Source organism: Citrobacter sp. Cm046 (assembly GCF_030333065.1).
Lineage (GTDB): Bacteria > Pseudomonadota > Gammaproteobacteria > Enterobacterales > Enterobacteriaceae > Citrobacter > Citrobacter murliniae.
Genome location: NZ_JAOWGP010000040.1, coordinates 1 through 20463 on the forward strand (window position 1 = coordinate 1; position 20463 = coordinate 20463).

Consider the following 20463-nt stretch of genomic DNA (forward strand, 5'->3'; position numbering starts at 1 on the left):
AGAGAGGTTGATATCGGGTGTTATCAGAAGCGCCGGTAGCGAAACAGCTCTTTGCCCTGGTAAAGTGCCACCAGGTCGTCATATTCCGGCTTCTTCTGGTTGGGTTTAAAGGTCACTACCGTGCCCGGACGGCACAGGTCTTTTACGGTGAGTCCGTATTTCTTGTCCGGAGTAATGGTGAATCCTTTCGACACATCGTTGCGCATGATAGTTATCCAGCCCCACAGGCCGCCTTCGCAGTCTTTAAAGGGTGCGGAACGCACCGTGACCATCCCGCCCAGGCGGTCAACAGACATGGCTTCGCATTTTCCGGTAACCTGACGATGCGCATCGCACCAGAAAATGTTCCCGTTGTTGTCATTAACTACAGCAGGGAGGGTCCGGTTATAAGGCTGAGCCTGAGCGCCCACACAGAGCAGAAGGCTGCCGGTAATACCCAGTACTTTAATCAGTGTTTTCATTACGTTGGTCCTAAACAGAGAAAGAATCAGGTAGCGGTCATTCAGGCCCAGACAGTCAGGGCCAGCATCAAAAGCCATACCCAGAAGTAAGCCGGTTTCTGACCGAGAGTTTTCGCCCGCCGCCACAGATAGAACGGCACCAGCCAGGCCAGTTTGCCGAACGTGGTGGTGTCCACTCCGGCCTTACGCAGGCGTCGTTCATCGAGATACCCCAGAGCAATATTGAGCAGCAGCGTGATAAACCAGTACTGCCCACCCGAGACGGCATCATATGCCTCGTCAAATGACATCCCGCTCAATCCTGCAGTCCACAACTCCAGCGCGTAGCCAATGAAGGGAGCAAATGCCAGCGTCCACACAACGCCACCCGGAATGCGGTTCCCCGGCAGCGCTGGTGGTGTGGTGCTCCGGAGCAGCGTCGAAGCCAGCGGAGTAGCGGAGACCGGCTGCCACTCTGCCATTCCCTGTCGCCACACCAGAGTGGATGCAGTCAGTTCACCGCGCATAATCAGGCTGGTGATGTCGTCTTCGGTCACATTGTCGTGGCGTATGCCATTTTTCTCGTAATGCCAGGTCATTGTTTTTCCTTCTTAACAGAGGTAATTAAATCAGTGTGTTGCCCGGCTCCTCCTCTGAGGGCCCAGGAGACAGGACTTCACGGATACAGCTGAAGTGCGGAAGGGCCCGGATAAAGCCCGCCTGTGTGGTTAACTGGCTGAGACGTTTTAGCGGGGTGAAAGTTGTATTGAGGACTGTCACCGCATGGATGGTCGCCAGTGGATGCACGGTGATATGCCCGTTAAGTTCACCGGTGAGGTACCAGCAGCCGTCGAGTGATATCAGGCGGTACGGGGCCAGTCCGTCACAGCGCTCTCCCTCAGCCAGCAGCAGTACCCGTTGGCAGGCGGTAATAGCACTGACGAGACGGTAGAACACCAGTGAGGTGGCCGGTGATATAGTCTGTGGCGGTTGCCACACCAGACAGGGCATCCCTCCTGCTGTGAGCAGCATGCCCGCCAGACGCCGGTCCAGCCCCGGAAAGATATCGGCCAGTCCGGACCGGTGAGCAAAGGTCAGCGCATCCAGCTCACCCTGTACGCCCCCACTGGTGCTGCGCAGGCGGCATTGCCCTCGTCGATACTCCAGGTCCAGATACATCAGCCGTTCGCGAAAATCCCGTCGCAGGGTACGGACTGACACACTAAACTCTGCAGCCAGCCGGGCCATGTTCAGCGTCTCACCGGCAACCAGGCGGCTGATTATCAGTGACAGCCTGACAGCCAGTCGGTCGTGACGGCGCTCTGCCTGTGTTATCTCAAATCTCCGTAATAATTAACTGACTGAATATGAAATGATTCTAAAGAGGGGGGCGGACAGGGTATGGACATGGAATGAACTATTTTTTATCTGCCACCGGAGGCAAGCCCAACGCGGCGCACCGTGAAATACGGTGATAAAACACTCAATCCAATGGAGGTAAAACGGACAGGGAGTGTCCTTTCCCAACATGCTGATAACAAGCTCAGGACTGAAACCCACTCAGCATCGCTTCCGCCATCACCCAGAGAGCCCGGTTGAGCTTCACATCGCCGTCGATACCACGCACGGCGCGGGTATGTGTTCGCCCACCTTTTGCACTCCGGCCACTGAGCCCGCCCTTAATCAGGTTCTCCTGAATACGCTGGTATGTGGTCCACAGGTCATTGCTCTCATCCTGCCAGCGGCGTGGGGAGAGTATCTGAGGTGCTGTCACCGGCTGGTGGTCCTCACCAAAACGGTACGTCAGTGCGGCCTGTGCCAGAGCCTGTTGTGCGGGCGGCGGCAGCATCAGCGACTGCATGGCATCCCGCTTCTCTTCCACACGGTCAAAAATACCCAGCACTTCATACGCCCCCTCAATCACCTGACTCACGACATCTCCTTTGTGCGGTACCCGCACCTCGCCGAACGATTCACCGCAGACAAGCCCGTTCTGGCATACCGCACGGAATAATCCCGGTAACATCTGATACGAGCTGGTGCCGTCATGAGAATTGAGCAGAATGATTTCTGGGACTTGCTTGCCAGTAATTTGTCCCTCCCGGCGCAGACGTAACATATGCTTTGTATGCTCGCGACGCCCTGGGTCACGCACCCGGGTCTGGCAGGCAAAGAAAGGCTGAAAGCCTTCACACTGCAGATTTTCAAGAACGGTAATGGTTGGTATCCAGGTATACCGTGCGCTACGAGACGCATGCTTCTCCTCGCTGAAGACACTGGGCACTACACGAAACAGCTCTTCCTGGGTTAACGGACGGTCACGACGAATAAGGTTTGCTGCGCCAAAGCGCGAAGCCAGACGGGTCATAAGCAGACTCCTCATGATGGAAAATTAAATACAAAAAGCCCCGCCGCAAAATCGCGGCAGGGCTCAGGAAACTACGGGTTAGAAGGGTTAATGTTCAGAAGAAGAAATTCCAGACTGCACGGGCGACTGATACCACGATGTCGCGCACAGACTGGATGACTGACCGAACCTGGGCCGGTATCAGGGGCATGGAACTTACTGTATCCAGTACCGAGCCGACCGTTTCACCAAAATCGTCACGGGCTTTTTTATTAACGGCATCGGTACGAAGTGGCGCACTGAGTTGTACTGCCACCTGACTACTGGCCTCCCGTGGCAAGCAACGAATCATCCGCTCAGCCATCATCCGCAGCCCCCACTGCAAACGTATCGACACCGCACAGACAGGGTTTACAGGTTGGAACAACTCATGCAGCAGACAGATTTTGAGGCTGATATTTCGTTTCTGCTCTGTAGACAGCTTTTCACCACCGCAGGTGGGTTCAACCTTGTCAGACTGGCTGATAACAAACAACACCTTATGCCGGTATGCTTCACCAATCACCTGCCGGTAAAAATGTTCATCTACGGCCAGCGCCCGATCATCACCCTTAATCAACCACAGAACCAGATCCAGCTGGGGGAGCTGTTTACGGTACAGCGTGGCATACTCTGTATCCCGGCGCTCAGACTCCCCGACGCCGGGTAAATCCACCAGCGTCATAAAGCGCTTCCCCACTTGCAGGCGAAAGCGTAAGGGTTCGCGTGTGCAGGCGGTCACATCGCTGACCGGTGAAATCTCACCGGTAAACAGGGCATTACATAAGCTGCTCTTGCCCGAGCCAGTTTTACCCATGATGCCAATCACCGGCTCATAGTCAGTAAGCTGATTTATCTGCTGCAGAATACGCTCTGATGCCCAGTGCGGCAGGTTAGAAAGCGAATGCTGCAGTGACTGTAAACCTTCAAATTGATTCATTACTGCTCCTCTGAAATGAAAACAAAAAAGGCAAGACCGTGAGGTTCTGCCTTTAATGAGGTATGTTCAGGGGAATGATATATATCTGAATATTTTTAGAATGCTGATAGGCCGTTCTGTGCCAGAAGCGGATGTTACTTCTTGCATATTTCAATTTTCTTCTCCCCACAGCGGTGTATCTCCTAACGCTTTAGCAATAAAATCAACAAAGCTGCGAACCTTGAAAGGAATACGGATCGCGCTGGGATAAACAGCCTGAATAGTAAGTTCAGTCGTCCGGTATGCTGGCAGCAGCTTTATCAGCTTGCCCTGCTTAATATGCTCGCCAAAAACAAAGTTGGGCCCGTAAGCAATGCCTGTTCCGGCCAGTACGGATTCAAGAAGCAACTGAATGTTATTGGCAGTCATACGGCATGGGCCTTCAATACTGTGCGGCCTGCCTTGTGCATCATAAATCGTCCAGTCTCCCGCTGAAACCGCCTGGCTGAACGCCAGTCGAGGCGCACGGGAAAGATCATCCGGCGTCTCTGGTGTGCCATGTTTTTTCAAATACTCCGGTGAAGCGCACAAAACCATCCTGCAAGGTGCCAGCCGCCGCGTAACCAGTGTCGGATCCTCAAAACGCCCAACTCGGATGGCAACATCGATTCGATTTTCGAGCAGATCGGCGTATTTATCCTCCAGTACAACGTCCAGACTGACCTCCGGAAATTGCTCCAGGTAGCGTGATACGATCCTACCAAGATGCATTGCACCGAAGGCGACCGGTGCTGCAACGCGAAGCAACCCCTTCGGTGTTTTCTGAACATCACTGGCTTCCCGGTTCGCATCCTCAAGAACCTCAAGAATAACTTTGCAACGTTCATAATACCGCTCACCGGCATCCGTCAGGCTAAGACGGCGTGTTGAACGCTGAAGAAGTCGTACATTTAGATCAGATTCTATAGCGCTGACATGCTTTCCTGCCATTGCAGCCGAAAGCTTAAAACGTCTCGCGGCGGCGGCGAAACTGCCTTCATCCACTGCCGCGATAAAAATCTGCATGCTGGTGAACCTGTCCATAACTTACCACCATTCGATAATCAGAGTATCGGCTGTCGACACAATTACGCTGATTATCATCACTCATGACAGCAATTACCATTACCTTAATGACATGAAGAGGCATGAGACGATGAAAATTAAGGTGAATGGAACGGGTATCCACATTGAGCAACAGGGCAGCGGTGAAATTGCACTGGTATTTTTGCATTATTATGGCGGTTCATCCCGTACATGGGAGAGCGTGATAAGTCAGTTACCTGACCACTACCGCACAGTTGCAATCGACCACCGGGGCTGGGGGGGCTCAGACGCACCTAAATCAGGATACCGAATTGGTGACCTTGCTCGGGATGCCGAAGGGGTTATTTCAGCGCTTGAGCTTAAACGCTACATTCTTATTGGCCATTCGATGGGGGGAAAAGTTGCCCAACTGATGGCGTCGCGTCGGCCTGCAGGTCTTGAAGGCCTGATGCTTATCGCTCCCTCTCCACCTTCACCTATGCGTCTCACGCCTGAGCAGCGCGATACGTTATCCAGCGCATATAACAGCCGCGAATCTGTCGGCTTTGTGATTGATAATGTCCTGACAGCGGGGGCACTAAGTTCTGCTCTGCGTGAACAGGTAATCGAGGACAGTTTGAGGGCCTCATCCGAGGCCAAAGAAGGCTGGCCTAATACGGCTATCGGCGAAGACATTACCCAGGAAGTGGCCTCAATTAATGTCCCTGTGACGGTCATTTCAGGGGAGTTGGATCGTGTAGACCTTCCGGCTACTCTGCAAAGAGAATTGCTGCCCCTTATTTCACATGCATCAATGTATATTATTCCAGACGTCGGACATCTCTTGCCTCTGGAGGCCCCTACAGAGGTCGCCAGCCACCTGTTAAAATTTACAGCCGCCATTGAAGGGGGGACAGCAGTCTACCATTCGCCTGTCGAAACGATAGCCGCGTTTGATGATGCTTTCAATGCAGGCAGGGTTGATGACCTGCTGGCTCTGTTCAGTAACCGTGCCACTATGAAAATGACTGATGGTGTGGTCATCGAAAGCGATCCTGAAAAGCTTCGGGACACTTTTTTGTCACTGACATCATCCCAGCCAGTTATCAGAAACCATATCCGCTCGATCCTCTCCGCCGGTGAAATTGCTCTGCTTATTATTGACTGGACTTTGACCATAACCACCAAGGATAGAACACTGCACGAAGAGTCCGGTACAGCAACGCAGGTGTTGTTGCGAAGCGTTGACGGAGGTTGGCGGCTGCTGATTTCAAATCCATCAGGAACGTAGTGAGTTCAGTAAGAATAGCTTGCGCTAGCAATATCGCGTGGCTGCAGAGAGGTAAGTGACATCCGCCACCACCCGCATGCCGTTTTAAGGCATGCGGTAATAACGATGAGCGCAAGATTGCTGTTATGTCTTGCTGCTTTCGGAGCGCCTGCTTTTCGCTCACAGCGGACCTTCAAACCAGCCATCTCGTCCTCTCTGTGCCGAAAGCTGAAGTAGCTAATAGCACTTATTGTTGATCAATGAAGAGCTGGTCAATTGAATAGGCTAATTTAATTGATAGCTAGCGTAACTATGAGGAGACACACTCATAGTGATGAGCGTGTTCCCATATAAATGATCAGATTATGATAACGCAGCTCGTTCATAAAGAGGCATAATCTCTTGATAAACCTGATTGTAAAGCTCTGATTTTAGCAGACTGTATTTTTCAGTCATAATAAGTGTTTTAAACTGATTCGTTTCTCTTTCAAATGAAACTGAGCCGATAATTAGCTGGCTATTAGTTGATAAACCATTAATACATAAATCGAATAACTTTTTTGTTGTGCGCGGATCTGGATCTTGTTGTTTAGGCGAGTCAATTACTACTGGAAGCATAGGACTTGTCGATTTATCTTCTATTGTTTTTAGAAGAGCATAGTGATAAGCCAATATTGACCTTGGAGCACGGCTGCCTGTTTCGCTCTTAGAAATCGGACCATATTGAAGAATAGTTCCAACTTTAGGATCTTTGATACCTAACTCAGTTTGCGCAAACTTCAGTGACTCTTTAAACTTATCATTGATTTCTTTTGCTCGCTTTTTATCTTCGAACTTTGCTATTTCTTTTGAAAGCTGAGTTCTAGCAACATCCAATTCGCCTATTTTTAGCAGTAATTCGTTAATTTGCTCATCGAAAGTTACCTCAACCTGCTTACTTGCTTGAGACTTAATAACGTCTTGAAGAGTCAGTTGCTCTTTGACTTCCAGAAGCATGTTTTTGAGTTCTGAGCTTAAGCTTATAGCCTGTTTCAAATCTTCTTTAATTTTAGAGAGTTGATCATCATATACAGATTTTTCCTCATACAACTTTGGTATGATTTGCAATAGCTTTTCTTTATTCTCAAGTACTACATATCTCGCTTCTAAGCCTGCCGATGGTAGCAAAGAATCTATATCATTTTCATCGAGCTGTCTTTTTGATTCCTCTATTTCTGTTACTAATTCATCTCGTAGAGATAATATTTTTATGAGCTTAATTCTGTATTCTGTTTCTTCTTGATGTAAGTCTTGGCACTTACGAAGGAAACGTTCCAGCAGCTCTTCATAATATTTTACATCCACATCGAAAAGTACTCTTCCAAATGACTCTTCGAATCGCTTTTTAGCTCTCTTTAGAGCTTTTAACGTCGTTCGGATTTCAACAAGATCGATATCAATTAAATTAATCTTTCCTTGTAAAGTATAGTACTCCTTTGGTTTTACACCAGTATGAAAATTCAAGATATTTTTTTGCCAGTCCTCATACATAGCCAAACTGCTAAATGAATCTAAAACCTTCCCCCAACCGTTATCTTGATCAATATAGTAAGGGAGATAAAGACTTGCTGGTTGTGCTTGTCCCTGAACCAAATTAGTTTTAGTCACAAGCTCCAAATTGAAATCAAAGACATCACGCACAGCTAATGCAATCTCTGCACGAGAGCTAGAGGTCACTAAGTGATGCTCTTGTCCTGCTGTTATATCGAAAATGGAAATACGTTTTTCGTGGCGAAGAAACGCATAGTCACGATTATTAACACAAATAACAACTTTTGAAACAAAGTTATCTTCTTTCCACTTTTTATCCAGTCGAACATCAGCACCTAATGTATGATATAAGCTCTTAATAAAGCTAGACTTACCTGTGTCGTTCTCACCTGTAATGATATTAATATCAGGTGAGAACTTGAAGGAGAATCCTTTCTTATCGCGAAGGGATAATATATGAGCACTTTTAAAGTATATGCTTTTCATTATTCACCTCCCTCTAAGAGCTTCTGGATTATTGAGTAAATAACTATGCATTCTTTCTTCCCTGACTTTAAAGTCAATGCATAATCTGGACAAAGTGCATCAATTTTGTACATGGTTTCAGTTAGATATAATTTCAAATCCGAGTGAGCACTCGCCTCATCGTAAAGGCTAATTGCATATTCTAGATATACAGTCGAAGGATTTTTTTTGTTTTGGTTAAGGTCGATGCAAACTTGTGAGAACATGGCTTGCAGGATAATGAGCTGAAGCGATGTTTTGCCAAGATCATTGAATAGGGGACTAGCTTTGTCCCAATCAGGCTTTAAACTATTACTTGCATTCAAGGAATCAAGCACACCATTCAATGCTTCTGATGAGAAACCCTTTCGTGAGATAAGTTCAGGAAAATTAATAATATCTGCGGATTTTACCTTGGATTTTTCTCGACACGCCTGTTCAAGCAAAGAAGCTAATGCATTAACACTCAGGCTAATGCTATCGCCAAACTTCTTGCTAAGGAAATCGCATAGTTTACCTTTTAGATGTGTAATGTGGTCATCTAGGCTTAATGAGGATTGAACGAAACGCATAACAGAAAGATCGATACTGGAGTCATCAAGCTTTACTTGATCTTTGATTGCTTTCTTAAAGCTCGTCTGATACTCCACTTTGACTTCATTTGCACCAAAACAAGACTTACCACCGTTTTCCTCACATAGATTGAAAGAAGCATTAGTAACAAAAAGGAGCTTGGGTGAATATTCGGCGAAATTCTTTTGATGAATAAATAACTTACCGATGATAGATATGGGGTTCTTCTTGGTGCTATTACTAAGAGTGGATGCAGTCCAGTGTTTCTCTCTTGTTTTTACTTGAGCAAATGTGAGTTGTGTTGGAGAAACTTCGTCATCAAGAATAAGAACATCATCATGATATTCGAAGATAAACACATAGTTCTTTTCATCTAGTTCATATTCCAGCATTTGAGATAAAGCCCAGCAAGTTTGATAGTCAAACCCACGTTGAGCAATCTCACCGCCTCTTTCAGACTGCGGAATACTAACTAATGTTTCAGCTAACCCCATATACTCCCTTATGTTTAGTTCAATGGACTCGCGTAACAACATCATTAATCCGATTGAATACAAATAGTAGCATTAGCACGAACTATTGGGTAACACATTCTGAAAGTTAAAAATATGTGAGTTGCAACATCGAAACAGGGAAGCTAAGTAAGCGACTTTGTCTCTAGCGAAGTCATAGCTCTATTCGTTCAGAGGAGGACCAAGAGTCTTTGAAGTACGTGCTGGCGGCGCTCGCCAAGCGTTTTGGAGGCGATGAACATGGTGAAGACTATGAGAAGGTGCGATCGGTTGCCTTCACACGTTTCTACGGCGAGGACGACGAAGATGGTCTTGTTAGTCTGCAGCGTTTCGCAGTTGGGTTAGTCCAGAGCTTGATGGCTGAGATTGTGACCTGCTCCTAGATGATTAATACGCCACTATGCTGGTAATGTCAGCAGATCGCTCATAAGGGACAACCATACTCAAATCTCCCACATTGCAGGAGATTTGAGTATGAACACGTCACCGTGGAACAAAGACCGTATCATAGGCCAAAAAAGGCCACTTCAGATATCTCATATCTGGGGTATCCGAATCCGACTTGAACTGGAAGGTAAAACGCGCGATTTAGCTCTGTTCAATATGGCACTGGACAGTAAGCTTCGAGGCTGTGATCTGGTCAAACTCAAAGTATCTGATGTTGCATATGGTAGCTCTGTTTCGAGCAGAGCAACGGTATTGCAACAGAAAACCGGTAGCCCTGTGCAATTTGAGATAACCAAAGGGACAAGAGAAGCTGTTGCTGCATTGATAAAGCTTGGCAATTTGCACAGTAAAGACTTCTTGTTTCGGTCTCGGATCGGAACTAACCAGCATATTTCAACCCGGCAATACAACCGAATCTTTCATGGGTGGGTAGCAAAGCTTGGTCTCGAAGAGACGCTTTACAGCACACATTCCATGAGAAGAACAAAACCTTACCTGATCTACAAGAAAACCAAGAATCTCCGGGTGATCCAACTTCTGTTGGGTCATAAGAAACTGGAAAGCACAGTCCGTTATCTGGGCATTGAAGTCGATGATGCGTTAGAGATTTCTGAATCGATTGAAGTCTAAGGTTATCAGGGCTGCAACAGCAGCCCTGTGCCAGAAGCGGACTTTTTAAAAATATTGCGTGCCCAACAATTGGGCGCAGGTCACATCAAGTACCCTCAGAATTATAGAGAATACCTGAAATTTTTGTAGAGCGAGGTTTGTTACCCTGCCCGACCAGCGACATGTGGTTAGTTTAGTGATCAGAAATGTCGAGCGTTTGGTCGTTCATTGACGCGGGATCTTCCAACGGTTCCACATGAGTGGTGATATGGATAAAAGGCAGTGCGGTGCGGATATCATTCTCTATACGCTCGGCCCAGTCGTGCCCATATTGAACAGTCCATCGCCCAGGAACTAGGATGTGCATTGTCATAAACGCCCGCCCGCCAGCCTGGCGTGTACGTAGTGCATGGAAATCAAGCCCCTGTTCACGATATCCTGCCAGCAGTGACTCGATTTTTTTGAGTTCTTCCGTGGGTAGCGATACGTCCATCAGACCTGCAGCTGAACGACTCATAAGCTGATAACCAGTCCAAACGATGTTGGCTGCGACCAGCAATGCAACGATCGGATCGACCCAAAACCAGCCGGTCAGATAAACCAGTCCGACACCAAAAATGACACCGACCGACGTCCAGACATCGGTCAGCAGGTGATGAGCATCTGCCTCAAGAGTGATAGAGTTGTGCTGCCTGCCAGCCCTTAACAAAATGCGAGCCGTCACAAAATTAAGGATTGATGCGACTGTTGAAACCAGTAATCCGAGACCAATCTCCTCAAGCGGCTGTGGAGTTAACATCCGCTCAACTGCGGTATAGGCGATACTGGCTGCCGCCAATAGGATCAGAAATCCTTCGAAAGCACTCGAGAAATATTCGGCTTTGCCGTGCCCATATGCATGGTTCTCATCGGCCGGAAGCGCAGCCAAGGTCAGCATCCAGAGCGCCATTAGGGCTCCTGCGAGGTTAACTACGGATTCGATGGCATCAGATAGCAGACCGACCGAACCGGTCATTTTCCACGCCACACCTTTGAGTCCGATAGTGGCAATAGCCGTGGCAATGGAAAGCCAAGCGTAGTGCGTCAGCGGACGAGGTAACCCTTTTGTTTTAGTCATTATTAACTTCCTAAAATAGGACGACTAACTCACATTTCTATCCATGATAGATAATTAAACAATCATTTCGCCATGAATATTTTTTCGTTTTTATTAAATTTAATTAAAAAGTCTCTGCAAGTGCTGTTTCATCTTCTAGTAAACTAAATTTTATTTTTAGGGTTTTCTTCAACTTGAAGTAATATTATCTCACAACAGATTAGTCACTTAGGTTAACTGAGCGGCTTTTATATTTTTCAATTAAAATATGCAAAACTCCCATTGCACCATGTGCATAAAAATAGACCTCAATGAAAGTAGTAAAGAACTTATGCCAGTGGATTACTGTTTCAGCCAGATTTGACTGCATGGTATTCAACAAGAACCATAGGCCACCTGAAAGTGCTACAATTAGCAATGCTAGAACTCCAAATCCTTGGATTGTACTGGCAATACCTCCCGAATGTGCATCGGGCAGTCGGAAACTAGTCAACGTTTTTATATCTTGCTTAATACCACTAAAGTCAAGCCCTACCCATGAAAAATAATAAGTAAAACCTCTTTGAGTAAGCATCCAACTTAACATAATAAAACCACAAATAATCAGTCCTAACCCTGAAATAATGTGCATCCAGGTTATAACTCCTTCAAGACTATGTTCACCAATTGCTTCGGTCTCTGTCAGATTAGAGTTAATAATTTGTGATAATATTAGAAATGCCACAATGATGTGAAGAATACGAAAAAAAGGAGCGTAATCATGGGGTAATAGATTCCAGAGTCGCAATTTCATTAATGAGTCCTTAGTAAATTTATCGATGATCTTAATCATACAAAAGAATTATTAGGATAACCTTAATTCTTAAAATTGCAGCAGGCATTAGTTCACCTCTGATATGGCCACTTGCGAAATGGGAATGGTAACTGTTATTACTATGTGTTTACTTGCTGTTCTTGTTACGCAGCCCCTTAAACACATTACTTTCAAATATGATTTCCTGCTGGGTTTAAATATGTGTCTTTCTATAGTGCGGCAACCTATTTTTACACCAACTCATGAATTAAATAAGAATCATAAATTAAATGAGAGGTTTAATTCTCTTGCTTAACGCGATGATATTAAATGGAAATTTTAATTTTTGTAATTTATTAAACAGTTAGAATGAGACATGGTAAATACGATCTTCCTTTAGATAATTCTGATAGCACTTTTTCTACTGGGCAGTCTGCAATGTCCGCTTCTCGCTCACAACGGACCTTCAGCTCAGTTAGTTCTAACCGCTTCGTGCTGTGAGTTCAACGGGTCTATGCAACCTGAATACGGGGCACTTGATGGTTATATCGCCCGGCAGGATGACGATATCGACTGGCCGCTGAAGCGCGATAATCCGACAGAAGATCATGGCTATGCAGCATTCATTTCGGAGAAAATTACTGGAGGTCGCTCTGATGGCTATTAACGGTAAGAGCTGGATTTTTCTGGGGCTCACTATTTCTCCTTTTGCTACGCCCGACCCTTTGGTGAAGTCAGTACTGAAAAATATTCACGAAACACTGGGTAATGCCGGATATTTCTTCATTGCTTTCCATGCGGCAGCGGCGTTGCTTCATCACTATGTCCAGAAGGACAACACACTATGTAGAATGCTTCCTGATCACAACAAGCCGATTTAATTTGTGTTTCTGCCGGGGGAGCGTCTTCCCGGCAGCAATATTGCTGCCCTCAACGCTTCGTTATATCCCCTGTAGCCCTGGTTCATGTCAGACAGAATGCCTGCAGCTCAGTACTGTATATTCTTTATCACATTGCTGACTTTCACCTGCACAAGGTAATTCAACCTAGATGAGTCTGAGGTTGCCACGGGATAGATGAAAACGCATGGCATGGCAGGAACAAGAATCAACGTTACTTTTTGTCCTGGTAAACCACTGTGATGTTGTCTGGTTTTCTTAACGTCGGGGCCGTAGCAGGGTCAATCAGGTACACAGGTACTATCACGGCATTTTTCCCACTAAACAGAATTGGCACCCAGCAATGAACACGTGGGTCTCCTGTCGTCTCCGGGATACCACTTGTACCGTATGACATAAGATCAACCACATTAATAAAAAGCGCCTTACCTATATCAAAGAAAAACTCGTTAAAAACCACATCTTTTGCCAGCAAAATTACAGCATCACCTGCTGCCAGTTTTATTGGGGATGAAGAGTGTCCAGAGGTTTCAACATCAGCAAAAATAATCCTTTCGGTATAGATAAAACAGGCATAGCGGGCATCCTGTTCTGATCTTTCCAGGAGCGACTGACAGAACTCTTTGATATGTCGATTTTCGACCCTGCCAACTGCATTATCCCGACGGAGGTGTCGCTTATGTTCGCGAACATGCACCTTGCCATTGACGCTGTCAAAGTCGTACCCTTTTCCAACCTGAAGCTTACTCTCCCAGATCTCCATACAATACTTTTCAGCAGCTACAACATTTCTTCGGCGAGGCAAATCCTGCTGGTAGACACCAGACAGTAGCCGGGCCTTAAGTTCGTCCGCAAGCTGATAATAGCGATTAATATCTTTCAGTACCGGAACGGTGGCATCCAGCAATGTGGAAATAACCTGCGATCGTGAGATCTTCTGTTTTTTGCTGTATTCATCCACAACACGCAGAGTCTCAGAATTGGTTACATTGAAAGTGATTCGTTCTGACATGCCAATCACCTATTAAGCATTTTAGAAAAAGTGCATAACAATTAACCTTAAACACCTTTATTATCAACAAGTTTATTCTATTGCTCTTTCTCTTTAGTTATCAATTCATAGTAACATGCTCTCACGTAAAAATACTGAATATGATGCTGTCAGGACAGCCTGGATACCAGGAGCGAACATTTGGGTTTTTAGTATAATTAAGGTCTTCATGTTTTAAGAACTTCCTCTTCATATCCCCTTCCCCAGTGATCCGCTTACCCCGTCTGTATATCTTCTGTCCCCACAGTACTGCTCAGTAAACAGAAATACTGTGACTTTCCTGCATAAAAATTACATATCACCACCTTCCTTTGTACACACACTACAGAGGATTAAATCATGGACTTTCCCTGGCCCTGGAATCGCAAATACACAATGAACTGGTTCCTGTTGTCGTTACTGAACCACCATCTTGATCAGCTACTGGAACGTTACTCCCGCCTTCAGCCCCTCAGACTCGATGTGTTCTATCAGAATGACACATGGCGTTATAACCATCACGGATGGTACGAGACAGAAAGGGAGGTACGCCAGTTAACAGAACATCTGATGTTAGAGAGCAACATCGTGGGCCACTTCTGGGTACTGGAGTGTACTTCCCGACACAAATGCCATGCCCATATCGTGATGTATCTTGATGGTCACCATAACCAGGCCACCTTTCCGGTGGCTGAACAGGCGGGGGCTGCCTGGCAGAAGATTACACAGGGTGAGGGGTACCACAATCGCTGTGATCCCAAGAAGTGCTACGAAGCCGATATCACCCGCCCCGTCAATTACGATGATGCTGCAGCCATCGACAACCTGCGCTACATCATCAGCTATCTCGCCAAGGAGAAATCAAAATACGGGCAGACTTACTACGGGGCCAACGAGGTACCACCCGCGAGTGGACTGGGCAGACCGCGAGGGCTTCGATAAAACGACGCACTTTTTTACGTCAGTTCCGGTTGTTATGCCGGAGAAGGGTACAGTGATTCATCACACGACTCCGGTACTTACTTAGCTACCGGAGAATCTCACCATGGCAATTAAACCTTCCCTGCTTGAAGATCAGTTCGTTGATATGACTTTCATCACCCGCCTGCTGGGGGTCAGTGATAAGTGGATTTACCGACTCATCAAAGATGGCATATTTCCAAAACCCATCAAACTGGGGCGAAGTTCACGATGGCTACAGAGTGAAGTGGAAGCCTGGCTACAGGCGAGAATCCACGAATCACGCAGCTAAATACCTCTCCTTACATATCACTTTCCTGACAGGCAAACTCTTTATCCTCTCATAGCGGAGGTTTGCGGCTGCCTGTCATTCAGTATCCAGGGATAATCCACCATGAAAGAGACAAAGACGCGATATAACAGTTTGCTGGTCAGCTATCAACGTTGGCTAAACGGGTTCACAAAACTGGCCATCATAAATGGCATGTGTCATCCCAATATTCAGGCCAGCCACCATCTGATGGTGGGCAGTCTGTACTTTCCCGGCGCAGGGCAGATGACTGCAGTGGTACCACAGTGCCTTTACCGACTGATTTACGGAAGTCAGCATCCAGAGCCAGTGTCGGTATTGACTGATATGCAAATCAGCCTTGAGACAAGGCAAAAAACTTTACTGCACCACCCAATGTTGGAAGGGATATTACTGAGTGAATGTATCCGCCTCAAACAACGCCCACTGGCAAATAGGCTGATTAGCCTGTTACACCAATTCAGTTCACCGGAGCATCGCCACAAACTGGTCTGGCTATGTTGGTACGATTTGATGATGGGTGCGACGCTGGAAGACTGGTTGGATAACCTGAAACGTAAGGCACCTGAAGATCTAGGCTTGTGGCTGGTTGGACGGCAGGAGGAAAACATATCCCTCACGCAAATGATGGATGAATATCTGCTATTTACCGGCCACTAATATCAGTTCCGATCTGTGCCTAACCGTTTTACTCCTGGGAAAAAGAGCAGAGCTACTCCCCACTTTTTCTCAATGATGCTCCCCCTTTATCCAAAATGTTCAGGGGCAAGGCCCATTCACTATTGGTATTTATTGGAAGATACGATATTATTCTATAATTCCGGAAATATAGAAATGAGATATAAATGGAGCTTTCGAAAGCAGCAGAAACCCTGAAAGAGCTGGGTCATCCTACGCGCCTAAGCGTATACAGAGAGCTGGTTAAAGCCGGGCATGAAGGGCTACCGGTTGGCGAACTGCAGAAGCGGCTCGAAATCCCAGCGTCTACGTTGAGCCATCATCTTTCCTCGTTGATATCAGTTTCTTTGGTACGCCAGGAACGTCAGGGCAGAACGCTTTTTTGCCACGCTCGATATGAAAACCTTGAGGCTCTGATTGCCTTCCTGACAGAAGAATGCTGCTCAGGGACTAACGACTGCCTCCCCCTGCCCCAGAAGACGGAGAAGTAAAATGACAGGTGATCTTAAGAATGTTGATTCGGGTTTGTTCGACACCTCAATCACAGAGGCAAGATTCGGTGTTCCTGCCGTTCCCCATCCTCCACGTATCCTCATGTTGTACGGCTCTGTGCGCGAACGTTCCTACAGCCGACTGGCAACGGAAGAAGCGGCAAGGTTACTGACCGCCATGGGCGCAGAAGTGCGGATCTTCAATCCTTCTGGCTTGCCTCTTCCTGATGATGCGCCTGACTCGCATCCTAAAGTCATGGAACTGCGCGAGCTGGTTCGTTGGTCCGAAGGGATGGTGTGGTGTTCCCCTGAACGCCATGGTGCGATGACCGGCATCATGAAAGCCCAGATTGATTGGATACCGTTATCAGAAGGCGCTGTTCGCCCTTCGCAGGGTAAGACTCTGGCCGTTATGCAGGTCTGCGGTGGCTCTCAGTCTTTCAATGCCGTAAACCAGATGCGCATTCTTGGCCGCTGGATGCGGATGATCACCATCCCGAATCAGTCCTCTGTGGCAAAAGCCTGGCAGGAATTTGATGAAGATGGACGAATGAAACCGTCGTCTTATTACGACCGGATCGTGGATGTGATGGAAGAACTGGTGAAATTTACTCTGCTGACCCGAGGTAACTCAGCCTATCTCGTTGATCGCTACAGCGAACGAAAAGAGTCTGCAGAAGAACTTTCACGGCGGGTTAATCAGAGCAAAATTTGAGGGCTGGTATGAGTGATGTAACGGCATTCAACAACTGCATGAGCGTGTTCTGGCGGCAACATGAAGCCGAACTCTCTCGCTTTCTGACATCTAAGACAGGTGATAGCGAAAAAGCAGCAGACCTTCTGCAAGAGCTATTCCTGCGTGCCCGCGCTCATTCAGACAGTTTCTGCGAAATGGAGAATCCGCGAGCCTGGCTGTATCGGGCGGCGAGGAATCTGCTGATTGATGAGTACCGCACCACCAGGGAATTCGTTGAGCTGGAAGATGATGCCCCATTCACTGATGCATCCCCTGATGCAATCTCAACGCTGGATATTTGCCTGCCTGAAACATTGCAGGCATTACCTGAAGATGAGCGGTGGTTGATTGAAGAATCCGACCTTAACCGGCGTCCCCAGCAGTCCCTGGCCGATGAACTGGGAATCACGCTTACGGCGTTTAAATCCCGACTACTTCGGGCCAGAAAACACCTGAAAGAGACGATGACAGAACTTTGTCAGATTGAGGCGGATGACACGTCTTCCGTCTGCTGCCACAAAAAAATGAATTAATCGCGCATCTTTTCCCCACCACCTTCGTTTACCTCAGTGTAAAGCCAAATGACTAAACACTGAGGTAAACAGTCCATGTCAAAAATTGAGATCTTTGAAGCAGCAGGCTGCTGTGCAACCAGCAGCGTTGTAGTCAGTGACGAAGCCGTCAAATGGAACGCCAGCGCCGAATGGGCGAAAAAGAATGACGTTGATATACAGCGCTACAGCCTTGCGAAGAACCCGCAGCAGTTCCTGAATTCGCCGGTCATTAAAGAGTTTCTGAACACATCAGGGATGGAGTCTCTCCCTGTCACCTTGCTCGACGGCAAACTCGTGATGGCAGGCAAACTCCCGACTCGTGAAGATATCGCCCGTTGGGCAGGTATTCCGCTTAGTCAGGACTGGAGTGAAGACAGCACGCAACCACGCTGCTGCAGCATTCCACGTATGCCTTAATTCCAGAGGAGCAATCACTGATGAATATGCCATTTTTAAAAGACATTCCCCCGTTCATCTTCTTCACTGGCAAAGGTGGCGTGGGTAAAACATCCCTGGCCTGTGCTACTGCGGTATGGCTGGCCGATCAGGGTAAGAGAACGCTTCTGGTGAGTACCGATCCGGCTTCCAATGTCGGCCAAGTCTTTAGCCAGACTATCGGCCACCGAATCACAGATATCAGTACCGTAGAAAATCTTGCCGCGATGGAAGTTGATCCGATGGCTGCAGCACAGGCATATCGTGACCGAGTACTCGACCCGGTTCGCGGGCTGATGCCAGCCGATGTGGTCAGCAGCATTGAAGAACAGCTCTCCGGTTCATGCACTACGGAAATCGCGGCATTTGATGAGTTTACTGGTCTTCTTACCAACCATGAGTTGCGGGAAAAGTATGACCATATCGTATTTGATACTGCGCCAACCGGTCATACCATCCGTATGCTTGAGTTGCCGGGGGCCTGGAGCGGTTATCTCGAAGCGAACCCTGATGCCGCCGCTAACCTCGGGCCGCTGGTGGGGCTGGAGAAACAACAGCACCAGTACTCAGACGCGGTTAAGGCGCTGTCTGATGCAGCTCTCACGCGCTTGGTTCTGGTTGCCCGAGCCCAAGCTTCAACACTGAAAGAAGTCTCTCATACGCACGATGAGCTTTCTGCTATCGGTTTGCAGCATCAACACCTTGCCATTAATGGCGTGCTGCCGCCGTTTGCGGGTGAAAATGATCCACTGGCGCAAAGTATTCTGGCTCGAGAAGAAAAAGCATTACAGGCAATGCCAGAGAACCTGGCGAACCTTCCCCGCTCGCAGCTGTATCTGAAGCCATTTAATCTGGTCGGTCTGGAAGCGCTGCGTCAGTTATTTACGGAGAACAAAGCCTCGCTGCCGCTCCCTGCTACCACGCTGAATACTTTGGATTTACCGAAACTTGCCTCACTGGTAGATGAACTCAGCCTGACAGGTAAAGGTCTGGTAATGGCAATGGGTAAAGGTGGCGTGGGCAAAACGACTGTTGCAGCTTCGATCGCGGTATCGCTGGCAAAACGCGGTCATAAAGTCCATCTGACGACGTCCGATCCGGCAGCACATCTGTCTTATACGCTGGATGGCTCGCTGCCAAACCTTCAGGTCAGCCGTATCGATCCGAAGGTGGAGACAGAGCGCTATCGCCGCTTTGTGCTGGAAAATCAGGGCAAAGGATTAGACGCTGAGGGACTAGCAGTGCTGGAGGAAGATCTCCGCTCGCCATGTACTGAAGAGATCGCCGTGTTTCAGGCATTCTCGCGGATCATCAAAGAGGCAGACGATCATTTTGTTATTATGGACACCGCGCCAACAGGTCACACACTTCTGCTACTGGATGCAACAGGAGCCTATCACCGGGAAATGGTGCGTCAGATGGGGCAAACACATGACCATGTGATGACGCCAATGATGCAATTGCAGGACCCGGAGAAGACAAAGGTTATTATCGTGACGCTTGCCGAAACGACACCGGTACTTGAAGCGGCGAACCTACAGCAGGATTTACGTCGCGCTGGCATCGAGCCATGGGCATGGGTTGTGAATAACAGCCTGGCGGCAGCTGAACCGTCTTCACCTTTCCTGAAGACCAGGGCGAACCGCGAGTTGCCTCTCATCTCTGATGTGGAAGAGCAGTATGCAAAGCGTATTGCATTAACTGCGTTACAGAGCGAAGAGCCGGTAGGTATTGACCTACTGAAAGAAATGGCTAAGTAACCATGAAGGGGGCAAATGCCCCCTTCATTTTTATTTCAGTCTTTTACCTGCATCATTAACGACTTTTTCACCATCTTCTTTGGTGAAAGCCCCTTTCTGAGATTCTGGCAGGATATCCAGAACGACTTCAGAAGGACGGCAAAGTTTAGTTCCCAGTGGCGTCACTACAATCGGACGGTTAATCAGGATCGGATGTTGCAACATAAAATCGATTAGCTGGTCGTCAGTAAATTTATCATCTGCAAGACCCAGTTCCTCATACGGTTCGACGTTCTTACGCAGCAAAGCCCGGACGGAAATGCCCATATCTGCAATGAGTTTGACCAGCTCATCGCGTGAAGGTGGGGTCTCAAGGTAAAGAATAACAGTCGGCTCATTACCGCTGTTGCGGATCATCTCCAGCGTGTTACGCGACGTGCCGCAGGCCGGGTTGTGATAAATAGTGATGTTGCTCATATCAGTATCT

Annotated in this window: 24 protein-coding genes and 1 pseudogene; 13 read left to right on the forward strand and 12 right to left on the reverse strand. The window is 47.6% G+C overall.

All coding sequences use genetic code 11. The features are described from left to right. Nucleotides 1-23 precede the first annotated feature (23 nt). The 6 genes from OGX98_RS12060 to OGX98_RS12085 form a co-directional block, all read right to left on the reverse strand. Nucleotides 24-461: a hypothetical protein gene (locus tag OGX98_RS12060; protein ID WP_024198335.1), complete on the reverse strand. Its 438-nt coding sequence runs from the start codon at nucleotides 459-461 to the stop codon at nucleotides 24-26. 41 nt (nucleotides 462-502) lie between these two features. Next, complete coding sequence (locus OGX98_RS12065) at nucleotides 503-1039, reverse strand: DUF4339 domain-containing protein (RefSeq protein ID WP_000219797.1); 537 nt, start codon at nucleotides 1037-1039, stop codon at nucleotides 503-505. 25 nt (nucleotides 1040-1064) lie between these two features. Continuing rightward, complete coding sequence (locus OGX98_RS12070; RefSeq protein WP_024198336.1) at nucleotides 1065-1775, reverse strand: hypothetical protein; 711 nt, start codon at nucleotides 1773-1775, stop codon at nucleotides 1065-1067. Between the two features lie 208 nt (nucleotides 1776-1983). Next, nucleotides 1984-2808, reverse strand: coding sequence for a DUF932 domain-containing protein (locus OGX98_RS12075; protein ID WP_000197385.1), 825 nt, complete (start codon nucleotides 2806-2808; stop codon nucleotides 1984-1986). Between the two features lie 94 nt (nucleotides 2809-2902). Further along, the gene (locus OGX98_RS12080; RefSeq protein ID WP_001071225.1) at nucleotides 2903-3766 is read right to left on the reverse strand and encodes a GTPase family protein; all 864 of its coding nucleotides are present in this window, start codon (nucleotides 3764-3766) and stop codon (nucleotides 2903-2905) included. 150 nt (nucleotides 3767-3916) lie between these two features. Then, entirely contained in the window at nucleotides 3917-4828 is a 912-nt protein-coding gene (locus OGX98_RS12085) for a LysR family transcriptional regulator (protein WP_223952566.1), read from the reverse strand. A 112-nt stretch (nucleotides 4829-4940) separates the two neighbouring features. On the opposite strand from OGX98_RS12085, the gene OGX98_RS12090 reads away from it, so the two are divergent. Beyond that, on the forward strand, nucleotides 4941-6101 hold the full coding sequence (locus OGX98_RS12090) for an alpha/beta fold hydrolase (RefSeq protein WP_227660412.1): 1161 nt from the start codon (nucleotides 4941-4943) through the stop codon (nucleotides 6099-6101). Between the two features lie 342 nt (nucleotides 6102-6443). Here OGX98_RS12090 and OGX98_RS12095 read toward each other — a convergent pair whose 3' ends face one another. Then, nucleotides 6444-8096, reverse strand: coding sequence for a coiled-coil domain-containing protein (locus tag OGX98_RS12095; RefSeq protein WP_001575467.1), 1653 nt, complete (start codon nucleotides 8094-8096; stop codon nucleotides 6444-6446). Continuing rightward, nucleotides 8096-9181, reverse strand: a complete 1086-nt coding sequence (locus OGX98_RS12100) for a DUF4297 domain-containing protein (protein ID WP_000521770.1) — start codon at nucleotides 9179-9181, stop codon at nucleotides 8096-8098. Before OGX98_RS12100 ends, OGX98_RS12095 begins: the two co-directional genes overlap by 1 nt. 218 nt (nucleotides 9182-9399) lie before the next feature. Between OGX98_RS12100 and OGX98_RS12105 the strand changes: the two genes are divergently transcribed. Then, on the forward strand, nucleotides 9400-9582 hold the full coding sequence (locus OGX98_RS12105) for a hypothetical protein (RefSeq protein ID WP_000878752.1): 183 nt from the start codon (nucleotides 9400-9402) through the stop codon (nucleotides 9580-9582). A gap of 91 nt (nucleotides 9583-9673) precedes the next feature. Beyond that, nucleotides 9674-10276 carry a site-specific integrase gene (locus OGX98_RS12110; RefSeq protein ID WP_016538085.1) on the forward strand — a complete coding sequence of 201 codons (603 nt, stop codon included), beginning with the start codon at nucleotides 9674-9676 and terminating at the stop codon, nucleotides 10274-10276. Between the two features lie 172 nt (nucleotides 10277-10448). On the opposite strand, the gene OGX98_RS12115 is transcribed toward OGX98_RS12110, so the two are convergent. Both OGX98_RS12115 and OGX98_RS12120 read right to left on the reverse strand, forming a co-directional pair. Then, a complete protein-coding gene (locus OGX98_RS12115) occupies nucleotides 10449-11372 on the reverse strand; it encodes a cation diffusion facilitator family transporter (RefSeq protein ID WP_000167917.1) in 924 nt (307 codons plus the stop codon). Between the two features lie 199 nt (nucleotides 11373-11571). Beyond that, nucleotides 11572-12144: a cytochrome b/b6 domain-containing protein gene (locus OGX98_RS12120; protein WP_001515348.1), complete on the reverse strand. Its 573-nt coding sequence runs from the start codon at nucleotides 12142-12144 to the stop codon at nucleotides 11572-11574. Between the two features lie 514 nt (nucleotides 12145-12658). On the opposite strand from OGX98_RS12120, the gene OGX98_RS12125 reads away from it, so the two are divergent. Both OGX98_RS12125 and OGX98_RS12130 read left to right on the forward strand, forming a co-directional pair. Continuing rightward, a complete protein-coding gene (locus OGX98_RS12125; RefSeq protein WP_156123960.1) occupies nucleotides 12659-12811 on the forward strand; it encodes a hypothetical protein in 153 nt (50 codons plus the stop codon). After that, nucleotides 12783-13025 (forward strand): annotated as a pseudogene (locus tag OGX98_RS12130) (cytochrome b/b6 domain-containing protein); the annotation flags it as partial. The gene OGX98_RS12125 and the pseudogene OGX98_RS12130, both read left to right, overlap by 29 nt. Before the next feature lie 232 nt (nucleotides 13026-13257). Here OGX98_RS12130 and OGX98_RS12135 read toward each other — a convergent pair. Next, a complete protein-coding gene (locus OGX98_RS12135) occupies nucleotides 13258-14055 on the reverse strand; it encodes a YagM family protein (protein ID WP_000003883.1) in 798 nt (265 codons plus the stop codon). Between the two features lie 378 nt (nucleotides 14056-14433). Between OGX98_RS12135 and OGX98_RS12140 the strand changes: the two genes are divergently transcribed. The 8 genes from OGX98_RS12140 to arsA all read left to right on the forward strand — a co-directional run bounded on the left by OGX98_RS12140 (nucleotide 14434) and on the right by arsA (nucleotide 19997). Continuing rightward, nucleotides 14434-15015, forward strand: a complete 582-nt coding sequence (locus OGX98_RS12140; RefSeq protein ID WP_000347296.1) for a YagK/YfjJ domain-containing protein — start codon at nucleotides 14434-14436, stop codon at nucleotides 15013-15015. Nucleotides 15016-15118: 103 nt separating this feature from the next. Continuing rightward, nucleotides 15119-15325 carry a helix-turn-helix transcriptional regulator gene (locus tag OGX98_RS12145; RefSeq protein WP_000985661.1) on the forward strand — a complete coding sequence of 69 codons (207 nt, stop codon included), beginning with the start codon at nucleotides 15119-15121 and terminating at the stop codon, nucleotides 15323-15325. A 102-nt stretch (nucleotides 15326-15427) separates the two neighbouring features. Further along, nucleotides 15428-16003, forward strand: a complete 576-nt coding sequence (locus OGX98_RS12150; protein WP_000665320.1) for a hypothetical protein — start codon at nucleotides 15428-15430, stop codon at nucleotides 16001-16003. 185 nt (nucleotides 16004-16188) lie between these two features. Then, entirely contained in the window at nucleotides 16189-16512 is a 324-nt protein-coding gene (locus OGX98_RS12155; RefSeq protein WP_000423544.1) for an ArsR/SmtB family transcription factor, read from the forward strand. A gap of 1 nt (nucleotide 16513) precedes the next feature. Continuing rightward, entirely contained in the window at nucleotides 16514-17227 is a 714-nt protein-coding gene (gene arsH / locus OGX98_RS12160; RefSeq protein WP_000145398.1) for an arsenical resistance protein ArsH, read from the forward strand. A gap of 8 nt (nucleotides 17228-17235) precedes the next feature. Beyond that, nucleotides 17236-17781, forward strand: coding sequence for a sigma-70 family RNA polymerase sigma factor (locus OGX98_RS12165; RefSeq protein WP_001286343.1), 546 nt, complete (start codon nucleotides 17236-17238; stop codon nucleotides 17779-17781). A 75-nt stretch (nucleotides 17782-17856) separates the two neighbouring features. Then, complete coding sequence (locus OGX98_RS12170) at nucleotides 17857-18219, forward strand: arsenic metallochaperone ArsD family protein (RefSeq protein WP_000034287.1); 363 nt, start codon at nucleotides 17857-17859, stop codon at nucleotides 18217-18219. A 20-nt stretch (nucleotides 18220-18239) separates the two neighbouring features. Further along, nucleotides 18240-19997, forward strand: coding sequence for an arsenical pump-driving ATPase (gene arsA / locus OGX98_RS12175; protein ID WP_001057013.1), 1758 nt, complete (start codon nucleotides 18240-18242; stop codon nucleotides 19995-19997). Nucleotides 19998-20027: 30 nt separating this feature from the next. On the opposite strand, the gene arsC is transcribed toward arsA, so the two are convergent. Next, nucleotides 20028-20453 (reverse strand): glutaredoxin-dependent arsenate reductase, encoded by a 426-nt coding sequence (arsC, locus tag OGX98_RS12180; protein ID WP_000065761.1) that lies wholly within the window; start codon nucleotides 20451-20453, stop codon nucleotides 20028-20030. Nucleotides 20454-20463 lie beyond the last annotated feature (10 nt).